Here is a 19,209-nt window from a genome sequence, read left to right on the forward strand (position 1 = left end):
ATTGCCCACCGATCGACACCCGTGAAAGCATTGGCGCGCCGCGCAGGTCGCGCGCCAATTCACGGGGGAATCATCATGCGAACGTCCCTGTCGCCGTGCCCGAAGATCCGGCCCACCCGACGCCACCCACTGCTGGCCCTGGCGGCGACGGTCGCCACCGTGGCCGCGACCGTCCTCGCCGGTCCCGGCGTCGCGTCGGCGGCGCCCGTTCCGGGCCCGTCCACGGCCGCGCCGGCCGTTTCCGCCCCGACTCCAGGCCCGTCCACCGCCGCGCCGGCGGCGGCGAGCCCGGCCCCCGCGCCGGCCGCCGACGAGACGCCCACCACGCCGAAGGCCCCGGCCCCGAAGGCGTCGGCGGCGGGCGAGACCCCACGCCCGGCGAAGACCGGAGCGCGGGCCACCGGAACCGGCTGCGGCGGCGAGCTGACCTTCGGCGAGGTGGAGAGCTGCCCGGCGATCGTCGACGAGCAGGAGAACGTCTGGACGGTCCGCTCCACGGTGGACTGGGACATCCTGATCGGCAGGCTGTCCCAGGTCTCCGGGGACGGCGTGGGCGCCCGGGTCACCGACCCGAACGGCACCTACGTCTGCTACCTGTCCAGCTACGCCGGCGACTGCCAGCTCGGCGCCGCCGGCACCTACACGATCACCGCCTCGCTCCACTACGGCTCCGGCAGCGGCAGCTACACCCTGTCGGTCGAGTCGAAGCGGACGCCGTCGGAGTGCGACACGCTCCCGGCGAACTTCTTCTCCTTCGCCTCGGCGGGCCGCACGGGCACCCTGGCGGCCGGCGTCGCCGCCATCTGCTTCAAGTTCACCCAGCCCGTCGGTACGGTGCTGCACCTCGCGGAACCGGGGAACGCCGGCGACGTGCAGGGCGAGATCCTCGACGGGCAGTACCAGCCCATGGGGTGCCCGGTACGCGACACCACCCAGTGCACGCTGAGCCAGCCGGGGCCGTACCGGCTGTTCCTCCAGTCGGGCTACGGGACCGAGGCCAGCTACACGCTCAGGATGCCCCGGATCTCGAACGCGGTCGGCTGCCCGGCGATCCCGCTGGCCGGCTTCGGTGACCCGGGTGCCGCCGTCAAATCCGCCACGGTGGCGTGGGACGGGGTGACCTGCCACGCGCTGACGACCACCACCGCCGGCGCCGTCACCGTCCGCTTCAGCCGCCACCAGGACCAGCACCTGACCTGGACGATGTACGACGTCGCGGGCCAGCGGATCTGCGACGAGTACACGAACTCCCGGCACTGCCCCCTGCCCGGCGCGGGCTCCTACACCGTGCTGGTGCACAACCACCACGACTTCGGCGAGGCGATCACCTACCAGGTGGCGGTGGCGGCGCTGCACCACGACGCCGGGTGCGTCGGGGCCACCGGGACGGCCTGGGACCAGCCGGCCCTCCTGGTGCACCAGACCTCGGGTGTGCAGACCAACTGCCAGCCGTTCCAGGGCGAGGCGGGTGACCGGGTCATCGCGTACGGGGCGCCGACCGCGTACAACGACCTGTCGATGTGGCTGGTCGACCAGGCGGGCACCCCGCTGTGCACGGAGTGGTCGGAGGAGGACGGCTGCGTGCTGCCCGCCACGGGCACGTACCGCGTCGTGAGCTACCTCGCCAACTGGGAGAGCGACAGCACGGACCTGACGTACCGGCTCCAGGTCCGCCGGCTGTCGGCGGCCGTGGGCTGCCCGACCGTCGTCCCCGGCAGCTACGGCGCGGCGCCCGCCGGCGCCCTCGGCGGCATCCGCTGCCGGACGCTGGACGTCCCGGCGGCGGGCGCCTACCTCGTCAGGGCGGTGCACGCGGCCAACCACCCCGAGTACGCCCAGGTGTACGACGCCGCCGGGCTGCGGGTCTGCGGGGGCGTCCACTGCCAGTTCGACGCGCCCGGCCGCTACACCATGGTGCTGGCCGGCAACGTCACGACCCAGGTGATCGACAACGACGTCGAGTACGCCGTCGCCCTGCTGCCCAAGGCCCCCGCCGGCTGCGTCCCCGTCTCCGACGCCCACGGGCAGGCCCCGCACCAGGGCACGTTCGCCGCCGCCGGGCAGTACGACTGCCTGCAACTGCCCAGCCCGGCCGGCTCCCGCGTGGTGCGCCTCCAGGCGGGCGACGCGACCGGCGCGGCCAACCCGGAGATCACGGTCGTGGACGCCACGGGAGCGTACGTCTGCGACATCTACAGCCTGCGGCAGTACAGCTGTGAGCTGACCGGCACGGCACCGTTCTCCGCCGTGCTCAACGCCCCCGGCGGCAGCCCGACCGGCCCGTACGCCGTGGGCTTCGCGCGGGTCGACGGCCCGCCGGCCTGCCCGGTGCTGCCGCGGGACGCGACGGGCGCCACCGTGACCACGGCAGCCGGCTCGTTCGCGGCCTGCTTCGCCGTCCCCGCCGACCAGCACGCGGCCCGGGAGAGCTTCACCTGGACCCGGACCTCCGGCACGGGTGACGCCCGACTGTCGGTCTTCGACGCCGCCGGCGTCCGGTACTGCGGCCCGAGCGGCTACTCGGTCGAGCGCACGATCACCTGCACCCTGCCGGCCGGCCCGGTCACGGTGCTCCTGGAGGCGGACGGGGTCGACGCCACGTACCGGCTCACCCACCGCGACGCCGCCACGCCGGCCACCTGACGCGGGCTGACGGGCCGACCCGGTGGGCGGCCCGTCAGTTCAGGCCAGCGCAGAACGCCCGGTCGGTCCGCAGGGACCGGCCGGGCGTTCTCGTCGGCCGGGGCGACGGAACACGAGCCGTGCCCCCACCCGGGGAGACATGGTCCGATCCTCTCGACGAGGGCGACCGGCCCGGCCGCCGGGACCTCGGAAGCTACCAGTCGCACCGTGCCCGCCCGAGCGCGAAGCACACGGAGGGTCGACGGCGCGCGGATGCTCGCGGGGGCGGCCGAAGCACCGGAAGCATGGGCCCGGGAGTGCCGGGTAACCGCCGGGCATGGCGCGGTACACGAAGCCCGAACTCAGGGAGCAGGTCAAGGAAGAGATCAAGGCCTCCGACAAGGGCGGCAGGCCGGGGCAGTGGTCGGCGCGCAAGTCGCAGCTGGTCACCCAGGAGTACAAGAAGCGCGGCGGGGGCTACCTGGGCCCGAAGGACGAGCGGCAGAAGTCCCTGCAGCGCTGGGGCGGCGAGCACTGGCAGACCAAGGAGGGCGACACCCGGGCGCGGCACGGCGACGAGACGAGCCGCTACCTGCCCGAGCAGGCCTGGGAGCAGCTCTCCCCCGAGCAGCGGCGCGCGACCGACGCCAAGAAGCGGAAGGAGTCGAAGTCCGGCAGGCAGTACGTCGCCAACACCGGACCGGCCAAACGCGCGCGCCGGAACGCGACGTCGGCCGAGCAGCTGGCGGAGTTGCCGGTCGCCGAGGCGGCCAAGCTCGTCCGCGACCTCGACAAGGGCCAGCTCAAGGCGGCCCTGCGCCGCGAGCGCGACGGCAAGTCCCGCAAGACCCTCATCCAACGCCTGGAAAAGGAACTAACCCGCCGCTGACCGGCCCCCAACCTGCACCCCGCGCCCGCGCACTCGCGCCGTCGATCATGCAGTTGCGGTGGGGAGTAACTCCTTATACGCCCCATTCACGGGGCACCACAACTGCATGATCGGCGCCGTCAAGGGTCGGCGTTGGCGGGGGGCGCGCAAGCGGAAACGCCCGGGCGATCCGCGAGGATCGACCGGGCGTTTGCGCTGTTCAGGAGCGGTGGCGGCGGGATTTGAACCCGCGGAGGGCGTAAACCCTCACACGCTTTCGAGGCGTGCTCCTTAGGCCACTCGGACACGCCACCGCCGAGAAGGGTACATGACCCCGGGTTCGGACGCCGAACCGGTATGCCCGGGGGCGGCCTGGCAGGATCCTTGCCATGAGTACGCACATCGGCGCGAAGCCGGGAGAGATCGCCGAGCGGGTCCTGATGCCGGGCGACCCGCTGCGGGCCAAGTGGATCGCGGAGACCTACCTCGAGGGCGCGCAGTGCTACTCGACGGTCCGCGGCATGCTGGGCTTCACCGGCCGCTGGAACGGCGTCGAGGTCTCCGTCCAGGGCTCCGGCATGGGCATGCCCTCCGCCTCCATCTACGCCCACGAGCTGGTCAACGAGTACGGCGTGAAGAGCCTGATCCGGGTCGGCTCCTGCGGGGCCCTGACCGAGGACCTGCGGCTGCGCGACGTGATCGCCGCGATCGGCTCGTCCACCGACTCGAACATGAACCGGATGCGCTTCGACGGGCTGATCGACTACGCCCCGGTGGCCGACTTCGGGCTGCTGCGTACGTCGGTCGAGGTGGCCGAGCGGCGCGGCATCGCGATGCGGGTCGGACCGATCCTGGCGGCGGACGCCTTCTACACCGACCGCCCGGACCTCTACGACAGCCTCGCCGACTACGGCGTGCTGGCGGTGGAGATGGAGTCGGCGGCGCTCTACACGATCGCCGCCCGATTCAAGGCCCGCGCCCTGACCCTGCTGACCGTCAGCGACCACATCAAGACCGGCGAGAAGACCACCTCCGAGGAGCGTGAGCAGACCTTCAGCCAGATGGTCGAGATCGCCCTGGACACGATCGTCGCCTGACCCTCGTCGGCTTCGACGCCGCCCGTCATCCCCGGATGGCGGGCGGCGTCGCATTTCCGTGACCACCGTCACCCCGAAAATCAATACGACCGGTCGTGCTTTTTTATTAGCCTCTCCCCATGACAGTCGACGGACGCGTCGCGCGGGGCGACCGGACCCGCGCCGCCGCGCTGGACGCCGCCGTGGTCCTCGCCACCGAGGTCGGCCTGCACGGGCTCTCCCTCGCCCAGCTCGCCGACGCGCTCGGGGTCAGCAAGTCCGGTCTCTTCGCGCACTGGGGTTCCAAGGAGGCGCTCCAGCTCGCCACGGTCGACCGGGCGGTGGAGCAGCAGCAGGAACGGATCATCCAACCGGCCCTGCGCGCCCCCCGGGGCGTACGGCGGCTCTGGGCGCTGCACCAGGCCCGGATCGACTTCTTCGCCGCCCGGGTGCTGCCCGGCGGCTGCTTCTTCGCCAGCGCCGACTTCGAGTACAACGCGCGTCCCGGCCCGGTCCGGGACCGGCTCGCCGAGGTGTTCGGCCGCTGGACCGCGTTCCTCGAACACCTCGTCCGGGAGGCCGTCGCCGCCGGCGAGCTTCCCGCCGACGTGGACGTCCCGCAGTTGGCGTACGAGATCGACGCGCTCGGGATCAGCGCCGCGATGCGCTCCCGGCTGCTGGACCCCGACACCGCCTACCGGCACGCCCGCCAGGGCCTGCTGAACCGCCTGCGGGCCCTGTGCCCCGACCCGACCCTGCTACCGGAAGGCATCTCATGAGCCACGCCATCGTCGACCCGCCGGCCGTCGAATTCGGTCACGTCGCGCACGTCGCGGTGCACTTCGACGACCTCGACGCGTTCGGCCTCCTGCACAACTCCCGGTACGCGGTGCTGCTCGAACGGGCCCTGACGGGGTACTGGGCGGAGCACGGCGTCTCCTTCCAGGGCGGGCAGCGCAGCGCGCCGGACGTGTTCCACGCCGTACGCGAGTTCGCCATCACCTACCGGACCCCGGTCACCGGCACCGGGCCCGTGGCGGTGCACTTCTGGCTCGACCACTTCGGCACCAGCAGCGCCCGGTACGCCTACCGGTTCCAGTCGGTGGACGGCGGGACGGTGCACGCGGAGGGGGTGCGGGCGATCGTCCGGCTCGACCCGGCGACCCTGCGCCCCACCGCGTGGACCGACACCGCCCGCGCGGTGGCCGCGACCCTGCTCCGGCCCGCCCCGACGGGTGCCTGAGCCGGTCAGCGGAAGAAGGCGCGCAGGAGGGCGGCGCTCTCCGACTCCAGGACGCCGCCGTAGACCTCCGGCCGGTGGTTGAGCCGACGGTCGCGCAGCACGTCCCACAGCGAGCCGGCGGCCCCGGTCTTGGGCTCCCAGGCGCCGAAGACCACGGTGGACACCCGGGCCAGCACCAGCGCGCCCGCGCACATCGTGCAGGGTTCCAGGGTGACGACCAGGGTGCAGTCGTCGAGCCGCCAACGGCCCAGCCGTCCGGCGGCGCGGCGCAACGCCAGCACCTCGGCGTGCGCGGTCGGGTCGCCGGTCAGCTCGCGCTCGTTGCGCCCGATCGCCAGCTCGGCGCCGTCCGGCCCGTAGAGCACGGCGCCGACCGGGATGTCGTCGGAGTCGTCGGGGCCCGCGGGGCTGTCGGGGCCGGTCACGGCGACCTCCAGGGCCCGGCGCATCCACCGCTCGTGTCGCTGCCGCCGGCCGGCGCCGTCCGGATCGGCCAGCCCCTCGTGGGCGCCGGGCCCGACCCGGCCCGCCGAGCCCGGCGTGGGCTGCCCGGGGCGTACGGTGCCCAGCGCCGGGTCGGTCGCGTCGGCGGGCTCGGCACCGCCCGCCCCGGCCCGGCCCGGCCCGGCCGACTCAGACCTCACGCAGTTCCTCGACCTCGTCGGCGCAGCCGAGCACCTGGCACACCTCGGCGGTGACGTCGGCCGGCATCATGCCCTCCCGCGCGCAGAGGTTGAGCAGCTTCTGCGCGGAGATGCCCAGGTCGGCCAGGAGGTCGGCCTCGCCGACCGGGTCGGCCTCGGGATCGACGGCGGGCTGCTCGGTGTCCTCGTCGCCGCGGCCGGACGGGCGCGGCTCCTCGGTGTCGTCGAGCCCGGTCACCGAGGTCTTCAGGTCCCCGACCAGCAGGGCGCCCAGCCGGGACTCCTCCGCGTAGGCCGAGTCCGAGCCGAAGACCCGCAGGTCCTCCCCCTCGTCCAGGCGCATGATCACCAGGTACGTGTCGTCCGCCTCGACGAAGAGCAGCGACAGGTCGGCGTCCTGGTCGACGTCACGCAGCCGGTCGGCGACGTCCTCGATGTCGGTGACACCCCGCAGGTTCACCTCTGCGGCCGTCCAACCGCTGTCGTCACGCACGACGGCCGCAGCGAAGTACGACACGGTTCCCCCAAAAGAGCCTCGGCAGGCCGACCCGTTACGCGTGCACGTTAGCCGGTCGGGTCGGCAGGCGACCGGTCAACGCCCCGAAGGGCCGGTCAATCCTGGGGAAAGTCTGCCGGCCGTCAGCCGGCGACCCGGCGGCGGGTGGCGATCAGCTCCCGCAGCCGCTCGGTGCGCACCCGTTGCGGCCGTACGCGCTGGCGTACCGCCCGGGCGCCCGCCAACTCGGCGAGGAGCTGCTGGCGACGGCGGCTGCGCTCGGGATCGAGCCGCGGAGTGGTCCAGGCCATAACGCCGAGGGTGCCGAGTTCGGGCGGCCACGTCAAGGCGGGATTCGCTGCGCAGCCGGCCCGCGACGCAGCGCAGCCGCGGCCCGCCGGAACGAGGGCCGGCCGGGCCGGACGGCGTTCACCAGAGCGGCCAGTCCCCGCTCGACGCCCACCGCACCGCCACGACGGCGGCGGCGATGCTCCACCCGCCGGCGGTGACGATCGCGACCCCCGTGGCCACGCCCCGGTCGCCCCCGCGGACCAGCAGCAGCGCGACCAGCCAGGCCAGCCCGCCGGCCAGCAGCGTCCACCAGGCGTACCCGGACACGCTGCGGCCGAGCAGGCCGAACAGGAGCAGCCACACGGTCGCCACGGCGGCGCCGGACGCGACGCCCGCACCGGTGACCGGGTGCGGTTCGCGGTAGGTGGGCCGCGACGGCGGCCCGGAGGGGAAGAGCCCCGAGGGGACCCGTGGCGCCGGCCGGAACGCGGCGTCCGGCTCGGGCGGGAAGGCGTACCGTCCGGTCGTCACCGACCCTCCCCTCTGCGTGGACCTCGTCCCACCGTACCGACTCTGTCAGGATGACCGGATGCCCTCGCCGACGATCGGACGCCGCGCGCGCCCGGCGTACCCGGTCCTGCTGTTGCTCGTGCCGGTCCTGGCCGCCGGCTGCGCGACGACCCGGCCAGGGACGACGCCCGGCGCCCCCCGGCCGAGCCTGCCGGCGACGGCCGGGCAGCCCGCGCCGCCGGTCGCCACCCCGACCGGCGCCACCACCCCGACCGGCACCGCGGCCCCGACCGGCCCGTCGGCCGCGCCGACCCGCGCCGGGCTGCCGCACGTCTTTCCGGTACGCGCGACGAAGGTCGCCTACCACCCGACCCACTCGGCCTACCCGGGGACGGACATCTTCGCCGACTGCGGCGAGCCGGTCGTGGCGGTGACCGACGGCGTCCTGCTGGAGGTCAGCCGGGTCGACCGGTTCGACGAGCGCGGGCCGCGGGGGCCGCACAACGGCGGGCTGTCGGTGTCGCTGCTCGGCGACGACGGGGTGCGCTACTACGGCTCGCACCTGCGCCGCATCGCCGACGGGATCGATGCCGGGGTGCGGGTGCGCGCCGGGCAGCGGCTCGGCGAGGTGGGCCGGACCGGGAACGCGAACAACGTCTGCCACCTGCACTTCGGCATTTCCCCGCCGTGCACCGGGCGGGACGGCTGGTGGATCCGGCGGGGCGTGGTCTGGCCGGCGCCGTACCTGAACTCGTGGCGGCGCAAGGGCAACAGGGAACCGGCCGCCGAGGTGGCCGCCTGGCACCGCCGGCACGGCTGCCCGAAGGCGCCGCCGACCGCCTGACGACACGCTCCCGTTTGTCGTCATCAGCGCTTCATAGCTCGGAAACATTGACGGAAGTCTCGGCCCTGGGCTAGCGTCCCGCTGCAAGAGAGCGCTCTCTGAGGCAACTTTCCGCACAATTCGCCCGCAGACCGCGCCCGTCCCCGACCGGCGCTCCCCGACCGGAGGCACTGTGACACCTCCTGCGACACGCCGCACCTGGGCCGTGGCGGCCACCTCCGCCCTGGCCCTCGCCCTCGGCGGCCTTGCCGTCGTGACCACCACCCCCGCCCAGGCCGCCACCGTCGGCGCCGGCAGCTACACCACCGACCGCGTGGGCCCCCTGCCCACCGGTTGCGGAGACATGACCACCAACCCCCGGCAGTTCGCCACCGCCGACGCGCCCGCCGGGCCGATCCCCACCAACGACTGGTGGTCTTCGCTGCTGTGGAAGCGGACCAACTGCTCCTACAGCGAGCCGCTGCACGCGCACCCGGTCTCCTACCAGCCGTTCGGCGACGGCCTCGGCCTCTCGGCCACCTCCACCCCGACCGTCAGCGGCACCGCGACCGGCGTCGGCGAGTTCAAGTACACGTACTCCGAGGACATCCGGGTCGGCGTCGCCGCGCTCGGCGCCCCGGTCGTCAAGGTCGACGGCTGGACCGACTGGACGGTCACCCCGTACTGGAACGACGGCGCCCGGACCATGCGCGCCACCATCGGCCACGGTCTGCCGTTCGCGTACTTCCGCACCAGCGGCGGCGACGCCCTGATCAACGCCACCGGCGGCAGCGCCACGGTCTGGTCGAACAGCGGCGCCACGATCGGCTTCACCGTCCGCGGCCACGACTACGTCGCGTACGCGCCCACCGGCGCCAGCTGGTCCGTCAACGGTGGCCGGATCAGCTCCAACCTGGCCGGCCGGGGCTACTTCTCGGTCGCCCTGCTGCCCACCACGCCGGGCACCGACGCCGCGTCCCGCGCCGAGCTGGCCACCACCTACGGCCGGTACGCCCACGCGCACGTCACCGGCACCCGGGTCTCGTACGCCTACGACCAGGCGACCAGCACCGTCAACACCACGTACGCCGTCACCACGACGGCCCGGGAGGGCACCGCGAACCGGACGGTCGTCAGCCTCTACCCGCACCAGTGGCGGTCGCTGACCGGCTCCACCCCGCTCGCACTCACCTACCCGTCGGCGCGCGGCCGGATGAAGGTGCTCGCCGGCGTCGACACGTTCCGCACCTCGATGAAGTTCCACGGCGTGCTGCCGGAGGTCCCCGCCGTCGCGACCGGCACCGGAGCCGACCTGACCACGCTGCGCAGCCAGCTGGCGGCGGTCCGGGGCAACCCGATGGACCAGCGCGGCGGCGACACCTACTGGACGGGCAAGGGCCTGGGCCGGGCCGCCCGGATCGCCGAGATCGCCGACCAGGTCGGCGACGCCGAGACCCGGACCTCCGCGCTCAACGCCATCCGGAGCACGCTCACCGACTGGCTCACCGCCACGCCCGGGGAGACCGAGGGCGTCTTCCACTACGACCGCAACTGGGGAACCCTCATCGGCTACCCGGCCTCCTACGGCTCCGACCAGGAGCTGAACGACCACCACTTCCACTACGGCTACTACATCGCCGCCGCCGCCACGCTGGCCAAGTTCGACCCGGCCTGGGCCCGGCAGGACCAGTACGGCGGCATGATCGACCTGCTGATCCGGGACGCGAACAACTACGACCGCGCGGACAACCGCTTCCCGTACCTGCGCGACTTCGACATCTACGCCGGGCACGACTGGGCCGCCGGACACGGCTCGTTCCACGCCGGCAACAACCAGGAGTCCTCGTCCGAGGGGATGAACTTCGCCAACGCCCTCATCCAGTGGGGGCAGGCCACCGGCAACACCGCCGTCCGCGACGCCGGCATCTTCATCCACACCACGCAGGCCGCGGCGATCCACGAGTACTGGTTCGACGTGACGAACGAGAACTACCCGGCGGCGTTCGGGCACTCCACGGTCGGCATGGTCTGGGGTGACGGCGGCGCGTACGCCACCTGGTTCAGCGCCGAGCCGGAGATGATCCAGGGCATCAACATGCTCCCGATCACCGGCGGGCACCTCTACCTCGGCCAGCACCCGGCGTCCAACCGGGCGAACTACCAGGAGCTGGTACGCAACAACGGCGGGGAACCGACGGTGTGGCAGGACATCCACTGGCAGTTCCTGGCGCTCGGCGACCCGGACGCGGCGCTGGCGAAGCTCCGCGCGAACCCCGGGTACACGCCGGAGGAGGGCGAGAGCCGGGCGCACACCTTCCACTGGATCCGCAACCTCGCCGCCCTGGGGACGGTGCACACCGCGGTCACGGCCAACCACCCGCTCTCGGCGGTGTTCCAGCGCAACGGCGCGCGCACCTACGTGGCGAGCAACATCACCGCCGCGCCGCTGACGGTCACGTTCTCCGACGGCACCCGGCTCGACGTGCCCGCCGGGAAGACGGCCACCAGCGGGGCGTACACCTGGAGCGGCGGCACCGCGACCGGTGGGGTCACGGGCACGACGCCGCCCACGACCACCCCGCCGACGACCACCCCGCCCACCACGGCGCCGCCGACGACCCCGCCGCCCACCACCCCGCCGCCGTCGTCGGACTTCCCCACCCGGTACCTGCTGCCGGGCGGCGGGCTGGCCGCGGCCGGCGGCCCGGCGACCGCCACGGTGGCCAGCGCGGGCGGCGCGAACCGCGACGGCACGCCGACCAACCCGCAGGTGTTCACCGCGACGGGCCTGGATCTGGCGTACGCCGGTGGGCAGACCACGTTCGACCTGTTCCTCGACGCCGGCAACGCGGTCGGCAACGGGGTGCAGGTGCGGGTCTCCTACGACCTGACCGGCAACGGCAGCTGGGAGCGGGTGGAGACGTACCGCTACTTCGCCACCGACCCGGTTCCCGGATACGAGCGCTACACCCAGCAGAGCGGCCTGCACTCGGCCACCGGCGCCCTCGGCAACCTGTCGAACGGCACCGTGAAGGTGGAGGTCTGGTCGGCGATCGGAAACAACCCGACCACCCTCGGCATCGGCGACCGGTCGCTGGTGAAGCTGCCGCACGCGTGATCCCGTGACCCTCCGCGCCGTCGGTCGTCTGACGACCGGCGGCGCGGAGGCGTATTTTCCATGGCATGAGCGCCCGGGACCCCATCGCCGACCTGCGCCGGATCGCGTTCCTCCTGGAACGGGCGAACGAGGCGACCTACCGGGTCCGGGCGTTCCGGTCGGCGGCCACGGCCCTCGCCGCGCTGCCGGGGAGGGAACTGACCGAGCGGACCCGCACCGGCAAGCTCACCGAGCTGTCGGGGGTCGGCGACGTCACCGCCCGCTGCGTGGCCGAGTCACTCGCGGGCGAGGAGCCGGTCTACCTGCGCCGGCTGCTCGCCACGGAGGGCACCGACCTGGACGCGGCGGCCACCGCGCTGCGCACCGCGCTGCGCGGCGACTGCCACACCCACTCCGACTGGTCCGACGGCGGCTCCCCCATCGAGGAGATGGCGCTCGCGGCGGTCGAGCTGGGTCACGAGTACGTGGTGCTGACCGACCACTCGCCCCGGCTGAAGGTGGCCCGGGGCCTGACCGCCGACCGGCTGCGCCGGCAGCTCGACCACGTGGCGAAGGTCAACGAGGCGCTGCCGGAGGGCTTCCGGATCCTGACCGGCATCGAGGTGGACATCCTCGCCGACGGGTCGCTCGACCAGGACGAGGAGCTGCTGGCCCGGCTCGACGTGGTGGTCGGCTCGGTGCACAGCGGCCTCAACGACGAGCGGGCGAAGATGACCCGGCGGATGCTGGCCGCGATCGCGAACCCGCACCTGGACATCCTCGGCCACTGCACCGGGCGGATGGTGTCGTCCCGGCCGGCCGGGGTGAAGGGGCCGGGCGACCGGGCGCACCGGCCGCGTACCCGGGCGGAGAGCGACTTCGACGCCGACGCCGTCTTCGCCGCCTGCGCCGAGCGGGGGGTGGCCGTCGAGATCAACTCGCGCCCGGAGCGGCAGGACCCGCCGAAGCGGCTGATCCGCCGGGCGCTGGAGGCGGGCTGCCACTTCGCCGTCAACACCGACGCGCACGCCCCCGGGCAGCTCGACTGGCAGCGGTTCGGCTGCGAGCGCGCCGCGCTGTGCGGGGTGCCCGCCGACCGGGTGGTCAACACCTGGGACGCCGACCGGCTGGTCGACTGGGCACGCGACCACGCCACCCGCTGAGCACCCACCACCGCACCGGGAGTCCCGTGCGGATCTTGGTACGAGAGGGCCCTCGGCGGGGCGACTTCGTACCAAGATCCTGAGGACGGCGGGCACGGCGCGGACGACGCGGACGACTCAGACGGCTCGCGGCGACGTAGGCGAGACCGGGGAAGCGGCAGGCACGGTGGCAGGGGCCGTGGACGGCTCGGTGACGCCGGCGGGCCCGGGCCGGCGGCGGCCGATCAGGCCCTGCGAGACGGCGACGCCGAGCAGCACGACGAGCGCGCCCACCGGCTGGTGCCAGGCGAGCTGCTCGTCGAGGGCCAGGGCGCCGATGAGCACGGCGAACACCGGGATCAGGTAGGTGACGGTGGAGGCGGTGCTCGCCCCGGCGACCCGGATGTTGCGCAGGTTGATGACGAAGGCGAGGCCGGTGCCGAGCGCGCCGAGCGCGAGCACGCTGGCGAGCACCTCGGCCGAGAGGCCGGTCGGCGCCGGCGGCGCCCCCGCCACCAGCGGCGCGACGATCGCGAGCTGGGCGGTCGCGATCAGCAGCTGTGCCGCCGAGAGCGAGAGCCCGGAGTGCGCGCTGCCCGCGACGAACTTCTTCTGGTACGGGATGGCGACGCCGTAGCAGGCGGCCGCGCCCAGGCACATCAGCTGCCCGGTGAAGTGCGCCCCGCCCACCCCCTGCCAGACGCCGAGCACCACCAGCACCCCGGCGAAGCCCAGCGCCATCCCGACCGCCCGGCGTGCGGTCAGCCGCTCGGTGCGGAAGACCAGCACGGCCAGCGGCAGCACGATGAGCGGGGTGGTGGCGTTCCAGATGCCCGCCAGCATCGACTCGACGCGCTGCTCGCCGTAGCCGAAGAGGGTGAACGGCACGGCGACGCCGAACGCGGCGACCACGGTCAGGTGCGCCCAGACCCGGGGCTCGGCGGGCAGCCGGTCGCGGAGCACGGCGAGCACCAGCAGCAGGGTCAGCGCGCCGGCGCCGACCCGGTAGAGGGTGAGGTGCAGCGGATGCAGTTCCCCGATGCCGATCTTGATGAACAGGAAGCTGGAGCCCCAGATCGCGGCCAGCGCCAGGAACCCGGGCAGCCAGCTCCGCAGCGCCGCCCGGTCAGGAGTGGAATCCACTGTCACCCCTGACACTCTGCCGCAGCCGTACGACGAAGTCCCGCGACTTCTTCCACGCCGTGTCGACCACCACAGAAACCGCCTACGCTGGTGCCGCGTTGACCACCCCGAGGAGGTGCACGCCGTGGCGATGCCGATGCGTTTCGACCCGCTCGTCGACCTCGACGGCATGTGGACGACCCAGTTCGCCGACCGATACCTCCCGTTGCCGGGGCTAGCCGATGCGCGCTACGAGTGCATCGACGGGAGGTTGGTCATGACGCCCGCCGAGGTCGGCACGAACAGCTACGGCGAGATAAAGCTCGCCCGCATCTTGTCACCCGCCGCGGAGACCCACGGGTTCTACGTGTTCGGGCAGGTGAACCTGACCTTCTCGCCGCGGCGCTGGATCCAGCCCGACATCACCGTCCTGCACGCGTTGCCGAAGACCGACGAGGAGGACCGGTGGATCCCGGCCCACCTCTGCACGATGGCGGTGGAGTTCGTCTCGCCCGGCAGCCGCCGGCAGGACTTCGTCGACAAGCCGATGCGGTGCGCGGAGGGACGGGTGCCGTACTTCCTGCGGGTCGAACTCTCCCGCCGGCTGGGGCATGCCCAGGCGGAGCTCTTCACCCTCGGCAAGCTCGGCGGTTACGACACCGTCGCCAGGGCGGTCGGCGGTCGGCGGCTTTCGGCCGACCTGCCGTTCCCGATCGACTTCGACCCCGCCGACCTGCTGCCCTGAACACGCAGCACGCGTTCGACAACCCGTCGGTGCCCTCACGTAGGGTCGCAGCGTGGGACGAATCGATGACCTCGCGAACCGGTACGTCGCCGAGTGGGCGCCACTGAGCCCGATCGGCGCCACCTACGTCGGCATCGCCGGCCACGACGACAAGCTCGACGACCTGTCGCCCGACGGTTACACCGCCCGGGCGGAGCTGACCCGGCGGACGCTGGCCGACCTGGACGTGACCGAGCCGGAGTCGGAGGCGGAGCGGACGGCCAAGGAGGCCATGCAGGAGCGACTCGGCCTCGACCTCGCCCGCTACGACGCCGGCGAGGCGAGCAGCGAGGTCAACGTGATCTCCAGCGGCCTGCACGAGGTCCGCATGGTCTTCGACCTGATGCCGACCGAGGGCGACGACGCCAAGGCCAACGTGGCCGCCCGGCTCAACCGCTTCGCGGGCACGCTGGAGGGCTACAAGACGACGCTGCGCGAGGCGGCCGCCGCCGGCCACGTCAGCGCGCGGGTCCAGCTGGTCGAGGTCGCCAAGCAGTGCGACATCTGGGTCGACCCGGACGGCGACAACTTCTTCCACGGGCTGGTCGAGCGGCTGGGCGCCGACGGCACCCTCGGCGCCGAGCTGCGGCGGGGCGCGGCGGCGGCGACCGCGGCGACGGCCGAGTTCGGCCAGTTCCTCCGCACCGAGCTGGCCCCGCTCGGCCGGGAGAAGCAGGCGGCGGGTCGCGAGCGCTACGAGCTGGCCTCGCAGTACTTCCTCGGGGCGAAGATCGACCTCGACGAGACGTACGCCTGGGGGTTCGAGGAGCTGGCCCGGCTGGAGGCCGACATGCGGACGGTGGCCGGCCGGATCGTCGGCCCCGGCGCCACCATCGACGAGGCGGTCGAGGCGCTGGACGCCGACCCGGCCCGGACGATCCGGGGCAAGGAGGCGTTCCGGGACTGGATGCAGGCGCTCGCCGACAAGGCCATCGGCGACCTGCACGGCACCCACTTCGACATCCCGGAGCAGGTACGCCACATCGAGTGCTGCCTCGCCCCGACCAGCGACGGCGCGATCTACTACACCGGCCCGAGCGAGGACTTCTCCCGCCCGGGACGGATGTGGTGGGCGGTGCCGCAGGGCGTCACCGACTTCTCCACCTGGCGCGAGGTGACCACCGTCTTCCACGAGGGCGTGCCGGGCCACCACCTCCAGGTCGCCCAGACCGCCGTGCGGGCCGAGCTGCTCAACCGCTGGCAGCGGCTGCTCTGCTGGGTCTCCGGGCACGGCGAGGGCTGGGCGCTCTACGCGGAGCGGCTGATGGACGAGCTGGGCTACCTGGAGGACCCGGGCGACAAGCTCGGCATGCTGGACGGCCAGGCGTTCCGGGCCGCCCGGGTGATCGTCGACATCGGCATGCACCTGGAGCTGGAGATCCCGAAGGACAACCCGTTCGGCTTCCACCCGGGCGAGCGCTGGACCCCGGAGCTGGGCTGGGAGTTCATGCGGGCGCACTGCCGGGTGCCGGACGAGAACCTGCGCTTCGAGCTGAACCGCTACCTCGGCTGGCCGGGGCAGGCCCCCTCCTACAAGGTGGGCGAGCGGATCTGGCTCCAGGCCCGTGACGAGGCGAAGGCCCGCAAGGGCGCCGACTTCGACCTCAAGGAGTTCCACCGCCAGGCGCTCGACCTCGGCTCGCTGGGGCTCGACCCGTTGCGCAAGGCGCTCGCCCGCCTCTGAGGTCTGCGGTGCGGGGCCGGGGGGACACCGGCCCCGCACCGGGTGGTGGTGCGCAGTGAGGTCAGGAGAGGGTGAGCTTCAGCGCCGGCTGGGCGGTCAGCGTGCCGCTGCGGACGAACGCCAACTCCATGGCCGGGTCGGTGAACGTGACCGGCACCGGTGACGTGATCGGCAGGCCGTCAGGAAGAGGCAGGTCCGGGGTCAGCGTGATCTTGACGCCGAGCAGCCGCCCGACGAACCGGGTGGCGTAGAAGGCGACGTCCCCCCGCACCGTCAGCCGGTCCGTGGCGAACCGCATCGTCGTGCCGGCCGGTCCCGGCGAGCGGAGCAGGAAGTCGTCGGTGACCGCCTGCTCCATGGTGAACTTCAACGCCCGCAGGCTGCCGTCGGCGGTCGGCAGGTCGACGACGCCCTCGAACCGCAGCCCGGTCATGGTCACCTGCGAACCGGTGAGCAGCGACGGGACCGGCGCCACCACCGGCTGCCCCGGATCGGGGTCGATCCGCGGCAGCGGCCCGCCCGTCGCCACCGGCCCGGGCCGGCTCGGCGTCGGGCTGGCCGGCGCGCACGGCGGGCCGGGAGCCGCCGGCCGACCCGTGGCCGTGGGTCGGACGGTCGGGGTGGCCGTGGCCGTGGGTCGGACGCCCGGGGTGGCCGTGGCCGTGGGTCGGACGCCCGGGGTGGCCTTGGGGCGGGGGGTCGGGCTGGCCGTGGGTCGGACGCCCAGGGTGGCCGTGGGGTGGGCGGTCGGGGTGGCCGACGGCGTCGCGCGGGAGTCCGCCTCCTCGTCGTCGTCCCGGCCGTCGCCGAGGAGGTCGTCGAGGACGACGGTCCCGCCGCCGGCCGACGGGGACGGGCCGGGGGCGCTCGGGGCCGGCGTCGCACTCGGCGTGCCGGTGGGGGCCAGGGGCGTTCCGCTCGGCGCCGGCCGCGTTCCGCCCTGGCCGGGAGCCGTGGTCGGGCAGGCGGGAGTCGGCAGCGCCGCACCGTGCACCGGCGTCGGGCCGGGCGCGGCGAGCGCCACGGCGGCGAAGAGGCCGAGCAGCACCGGCGGCACGACGTACGGCCGGGGACCGGTCAACGAGCCGCCCCGCAGCGGCCGCACCCCTCGCCGGCGGTGCAAGCCGTGCCACGCCGCGCGGTACCGGCCGCGCCGGTCGGACAGCGGATCGGCGGTCGTCACGTACGCCTCCTGCCGGGACCAGAGGGGACGGGGTCGGGCCCGCATTCGGGCCGTCACGGTTACCGACGAGTAATGAACGTGCCCGATGATGCCCCGCCGAGGCGTACGCCACAAGAGCCGCATCACCGGCTACGACGACCGCCATGACGCTCGGTAGCCGAGCTTCGTGCGGAGGACCCCCGATGCTATCGGCGCATATCGATGATTTTCCCGCAAACCGAGCACCTCGCCACCCGGCGGCGACCGTGAGTGACGAGGGGCGGGACAGGTCACGGTTCAGTAACAACGAGGCCGGCCGGCCCCCGCCTGCGCGACAGGCCGCCGCCGTCGCCCCGCGTCAAGGGGCGACGGTGGCGGCCTGTCATCAGTTGTCGGCGATCGGCGCCCCCACACAAGGGACGCCGCCCGACGGTCGGTTACCGGTGTCCGGCCTCGCCGTCGCGCACCGGCGCCCCCGAGGTGACCTGCTCGGACGACGTCCGCGGCGCGGGCGCCGTGGTGGCGTCGGCGTCCCCGCCGGCGGCGCGGTGCCGCGCGGCGGCGGTGGCCCGGCGTCCGGCCAGCACCAGCCAGAGCCCGACGATCAGCGCCAGCGCGCCGACGACCGTCAGCACGAGCGGGATGGTCCGCCCGATCAGCAGCAGCTTGTCCCGGTTCTTACCGGCCGACTCGACGCTGTTCGCGATGGTCTCGTCGGTGTAGACGAAGTCGGCGTCCAGCAGCGCGGTGGGCGCGCCCTGATCCGGCACCAGCGTCTTCTTCTGCTGCTCCTGCACCTTGACCAGGTTGCCGCTGACCGGCTCGATCCAGATGGTGCGGGTGTTGCTGTACATCACCTTGCCGCTGGTCGCGCCCGGCGCGAACGCCCCGAGCAGGCCACCGACCCGCTCGGCCGGCATGCCCAGGTCGGTCTCCTCGATGACCTGCCGGAACCGGTACGCCTCGGTGCCGTTGATCTTCTCGGTGCCGTCGAACCGGATCGGCAGCGCCTTGCGCAGGTCACGATCGAAGTACTCGTAGTCCTTGCGCTCGGTGTGGAACGGGAACTTGTAGGTCTGCCCGCCGAAGGTGACCTCGCTCGGCCCCTCCGGGCCGTCGGCCTGGAGGAACTGCTTGTCCCAGCCGACCGCCGCGGCGGTCCGCCGGTCCAGGGCCAGCTCCGCGGAGTACTGGCTGATCACCTCGCCGGTCTGGATCCACTTCACCGTGCCGTACGCGCCCCAGACGACCGCCTTGCCCTCCAGGTCGCCGGTCATCTCCGACTCGGTGCTGCCCGCCTGCGGTGCCACCTCGGTGGTGGCCTGCAGCGTTCCGGTCTGCACCGTCGGCGGGGCATCCTTCTTGAGCTGCAGGAACTTGGCGTTCTCCGCCACCGCGACGCTCGGCTTCAGGCAACCCTCCGGCTTGTTCTCCGCGTTGCACAGCTTCAGGTCGTACGGCAGTTTCGTCACCGTCGGTGCCACGAAGAACGCCGCCCCCGCGGCGAGCACAAGACACAAGACGCCTATCCCGAACAGCACGGCGCCCAGACGAGCCTTCACTGATCCTCCCAACAAAGACAGTCAGCCGGTGTCCGGCGAGCGGTCCTGTCCCTAAACTTGGCCGCAGGTTACTCCCGGGTTAC

17 protein-coding genes and 1 tRNA gene are annotated in these 19,209 nt (G+C 73.3%); 10 read left to right on the plus strand and 8 right to left on the minus strand.

Going from position 1 to position 19,209, the window contains the following annotated elements; genetic code table 11:
• Window positions 1–75 precede the first annotated feature (75 nt).
• Together AB0G08_RS17370 and AB0G08_RS17375 are read left to right on the plus strand one after the other, a co-directional pair.
• Complete coding sequence (locus tag AB0G08_RS17370; protein WP_358088566.1) at window positions 76–2,643, plus strand: hypothetical protein; 2,568 nt, start codon at window positions 76–78, stop codon at window positions 2,641–2,643.
• 316 nt (window positions 2,644–2,959) lie between these two features.
• Window positions 2,960–3,511, plus strand: a complete 552-nt coding sequence (locus AB0G08_RS17375) for a DUF5872 domain-containing protein (RefSeq protein ID WP_358088568.1) — start codon at window positions 2,960–2,962, stop codon at window positions 3,509–3,511.
• A gap of 206 nt (window positions 3,512–3,717) precedes the next feature.
• Here AB0G08_RS17375 and AB0G08_RS17380 read toward each other — a convergent pair.
• Window positions 3,718–3,804, minus strand: a tRNA-Ser gene (locus tag AB0G08_RS17380).
• Window positions 3,805–3,879: 75 nt separating this feature from the next.
• Between AB0G08_RS17380 and deoD the strand changes: the two genes are divergently transcribed.
• The 3 genes from deoD to AB0G08_RS17395 all read left to right on the plus strand — a co-directional run bounded on the left by deoD (window position 3,880) and on the right by AB0G08_RS17395 (window position 5,809).
• The gene (gene deoD, locus AB0G08_RS17385; RefSeq protein ID WP_089003001.1) at window positions 3,880–4,587 is read left to right on the plus strand and encodes a purine-nucleoside phosphorylase; all 708 of its coding nucleotides are present in this window, start codon (window positions 3,880–3,882) and stop codon (window positions 4,585–4,587) included.
• 119 nt (window positions 4,588–4,706) lie between these two features.
• Window positions 4,707–5,345 carry a TetR/AcrR family transcriptional regulator gene (locus AB0G08_RS17390; RefSeq protein WP_358088570.1) on the plus strand — a complete coding sequence of 213 codons (639 nt, stop codon included), beginning with the start codon at window positions 4,707–4,709 and terminating at the stop codon, window positions 5,343–5,345.
• Window positions 5,342–5,809, plus strand: a complete 468-nt coding sequence (locus tag AB0G08_RS17395) for a thioesterase family protein (RefSeq protein WP_358088572.1) — start codon at window positions 5,342–5,344, stop codon at window positions 5,807–5,809. Before AB0G08_RS17390 ends, AB0G08_RS17395 begins: the two co-directional genes overlap by 4 nt.
• Before the next feature lie 5 nt (window positions 5,810–5,814).
• Here the strand turns inward: AB0G08_RS17395 and AB0G08_RS17400 are convergent, their stop codons facing one another.
• From AB0G08_RS17400 to AB0G08_RS17415, 4 genes are all read right to left on the minus strand, one after another.
• Window positions 5,815–6,306 (minus strand): nucleoside deaminase, encoded by a 492-nt coding sequence (locus tag AB0G08_RS17400; protein WP_358088631.1) that lies wholly within the window; start codon window positions 6,304–6,306, stop codon window positions 5,815–5,817.
• A 136-nt stretch (window positions 6,307–6,442) separates the two neighbouring features.
• The gene (locus tag AB0G08_RS17405) at window positions 6,443–6,970 is read right to left on the minus strand and encodes a tRNA adenosine deaminase-associated protein (protein WP_358088575.1); all 528 of its coding nucleotides are present in this window, start codon (window positions 6,968–6,970) and stop codon (window positions 6,443–6,445) included.
• 122 nt (window positions 6,971–7,092) lie between these two features.
• Window positions 7,093–7,260, minus strand: a complete 168-nt coding sequence (locus AB0G08_RS17410; protein ID WP_357877863.1) for a hypothetical protein — start codon at window positions 7,258–7,260, stop codon at window positions 7,093–7,095.
• A 118-nt stretch (window positions 7,261–7,378) separates the two neighbouring features.
• Window positions 7,379–7,771, minus strand: a complete 393-nt coding sequence (locus AB0G08_RS17415; RefSeq protein WP_358088577.1) for a hypothetical protein — start codon at window positions 7,769–7,771, stop codon at window positions 7,379–7,381.
• Window positions 7,772–7,829: 58 nt separating this feature from the next.
• Here AB0G08_RS17415 and AB0G08_RS17420 point away from each other — a divergent pair, with 58 nt between their 5' ends.
• The 3 genes from AB0G08_RS17420 (at window position 7,830) to AB0G08_RS17430 (ending at window position 12,833) form a co-directional block, all read left to right on the plus strand.
• A complete protein-coding gene (locus AB0G08_RS17420; protein WP_358088580.1) occupies window positions 7,830–8,594 on the plus strand; it encodes a M23 family metallopeptidase in 765 nt (254 codons plus the stop codon).
• 172 nt (window positions 8,595–8,766) lie between these two features.
• On the plus strand, window positions 8,767–11,691 hold the full coding sequence (locus tag AB0G08_RS17425; RefSeq protein WP_358088582.1) for a glycosyl hydrolase: 2,925 nt from the start codon (window positions 8,767–8,769) through the stop codon (window positions 11,689–11,691).
• A gap of 65 nt (window positions 11,692–11,756) precedes the next feature.
• Window positions 11,757–12,833, plus strand: coding sequence for a PHP domain-containing protein (locus AB0G08_RS17430; RefSeq protein WP_358088584.1), 1,077 nt, complete (start codon window positions 11,757–11,759; stop codon window positions 12,831–12,833).
• 117 nt (window positions 12,834–12,950) lie between these two features.
• Here AB0G08_RS17430 and AB0G08_RS17435 read toward each other — a convergent pair whose 3' ends face one another.
• The gene (locus AB0G08_RS17435; protein WP_358088586.1) at window positions 12,951–13,961 is read right to left on the minus strand and encodes a DMT family transporter; all 1,011 of its coding nucleotides are present in this window, start codon (window positions 13,959–13,961) and stop codon (window positions 12,951–12,953) included.
• Between the two features lie 124 nt (window positions 13,962–14,085).
• On the opposite strand from AB0G08_RS17435, the gene AB0G08_RS17440 reads away from it, so the two are divergent.
• Complete coding sequence (locus AB0G08_RS17440; RefSeq protein WP_358088633.1) at window positions 14,086–14,679, plus strand: Uma2 family endonuclease; 594 nt, start codon at window positions 14,086–14,088, stop codon at window positions 14,677–14,679.
• A gap of 52 nt (window positions 14,680–14,731) precedes the next feature.
• The gene (locus AB0G08_RS17445) at window positions 14,732–16,402 is read left to right on the plus strand and encodes a DUF885 domain-containing protein (protein WP_358088589.1); all 1,671 of its coding nucleotides are present in this window, start codon (window positions 14,732–14,734) and stop codon (window positions 16,400–16,402) included.
• Window positions 16,403–16,463: 61 nt separating this feature from the next.
• Here the strand turns inward: AB0G08_RS17445 and AB0G08_RS17450 are convergent, their stop codons facing one another.
• Both AB0G08_RS17450 and AB0G08_RS17455 read right to left on the minus strand, forming a co-directional pair.
• On the minus strand, window positions 16,464–17,585 hold the full coding sequence (locus tag AB0G08_RS17450; RefSeq protein WP_358088592.1) for a hypothetical protein: 1,122 nt from the start codon (window positions 17,583–17,585) through the stop codon (window positions 16,464–16,466).
• 416 nt (window positions 17,586–18,001) lie between these two features.
• Complete coding sequence (locus tag AB0G08_RS17455) at window positions 18,002–19,126, minus strand: DUF3068 domain-containing protein (RefSeq protein WP_358088594.1); 1,125 nt, start codon at window positions 19,124–19,126, stop codon at window positions 18,002–18,004.
• Window positions 19,127–19,209 lie beyond the last annotated feature (83 nt).

This window comes from Micromonospora sp. NPDC023644 (assembly GCF_040640115.1).
Taxonomy (GTDB): domain Bacteria; phylum Actinomycetota; class Actinomycetes; order Mycobacteriales; family Micromonosporaceae; genus Micromonospora.

What these genes read in the sequence shown, in the direction of transcription:
- AB0G08_RS17370 (WP_358088566.1), top strand. Translation starts at nt 76, where the DNA reads ATGCGAACGTCCCTGTCGCCGTGCCCGAAGATCCGGCCCACCCGACGC.
- deoD (WP_089003001.1), top strand. Translation starts at nt 3,880, where the DNA reads ATGAGTACGCACATCGGCGCGAAGCCGGGAGAGATCGCCGAGCGGGTC.
- AB0G08_RS17390 (WP_358088570.1), top strand. Translation starts at nt 4,707, where the DNA reads ATGACAGTCGACGGACGCGTCGCGCGGGGCGACCGGACCCGCGCCGCC.
- AB0G08_RS17430 (WP_358088584.1), top strand. Translation starts at nt 11,757, where the DNA reads ATGAGCGCCCGGGACCCCATCGCCGACCTGCGCCGGATCGCGTTCCTC.
- AB0G08_RS17420 (WP_358088580.1), top strand. Translation starts at nt 7,830, where the DNA reads ATGCCCTCGCCGACGATCGGACGCCGCGCGCGCCCGGCGTACCCGGTC.
- AB0G08_RS17395 (WP_358088572.1), top strand. Translation starts at nt 5,342, where the DNA reads ATGAGCCACGCCATCGTCGACCCGCCGGCCGTCGAATTCGGTCACGTC.
- AB0G08_RS17375 (WP_358088568.1), top strand. Translation starts at nt 2,960, where the DNA reads ATGGCGCGGTACACGAAGCCCGAACTCAGGGAGCAGGTCAAGGAAGAG.
- AB0G08_RS17440 (WP_358088633.1), top strand. Translation starts at nt 14,086, where the DNA reads ATGCCGATGCGTTTCGACCCGCTCGTCGACCTCGACGGCATGTGGACG.
- AB0G08_RS17410 (WP_357877863.1), bottom strand. Translation starts at nt 7,260, where the DNA reads ATGGCCTGGACCACTCCGCGGCTCGATCCCGAGCGCAGCCGCCGTCGC.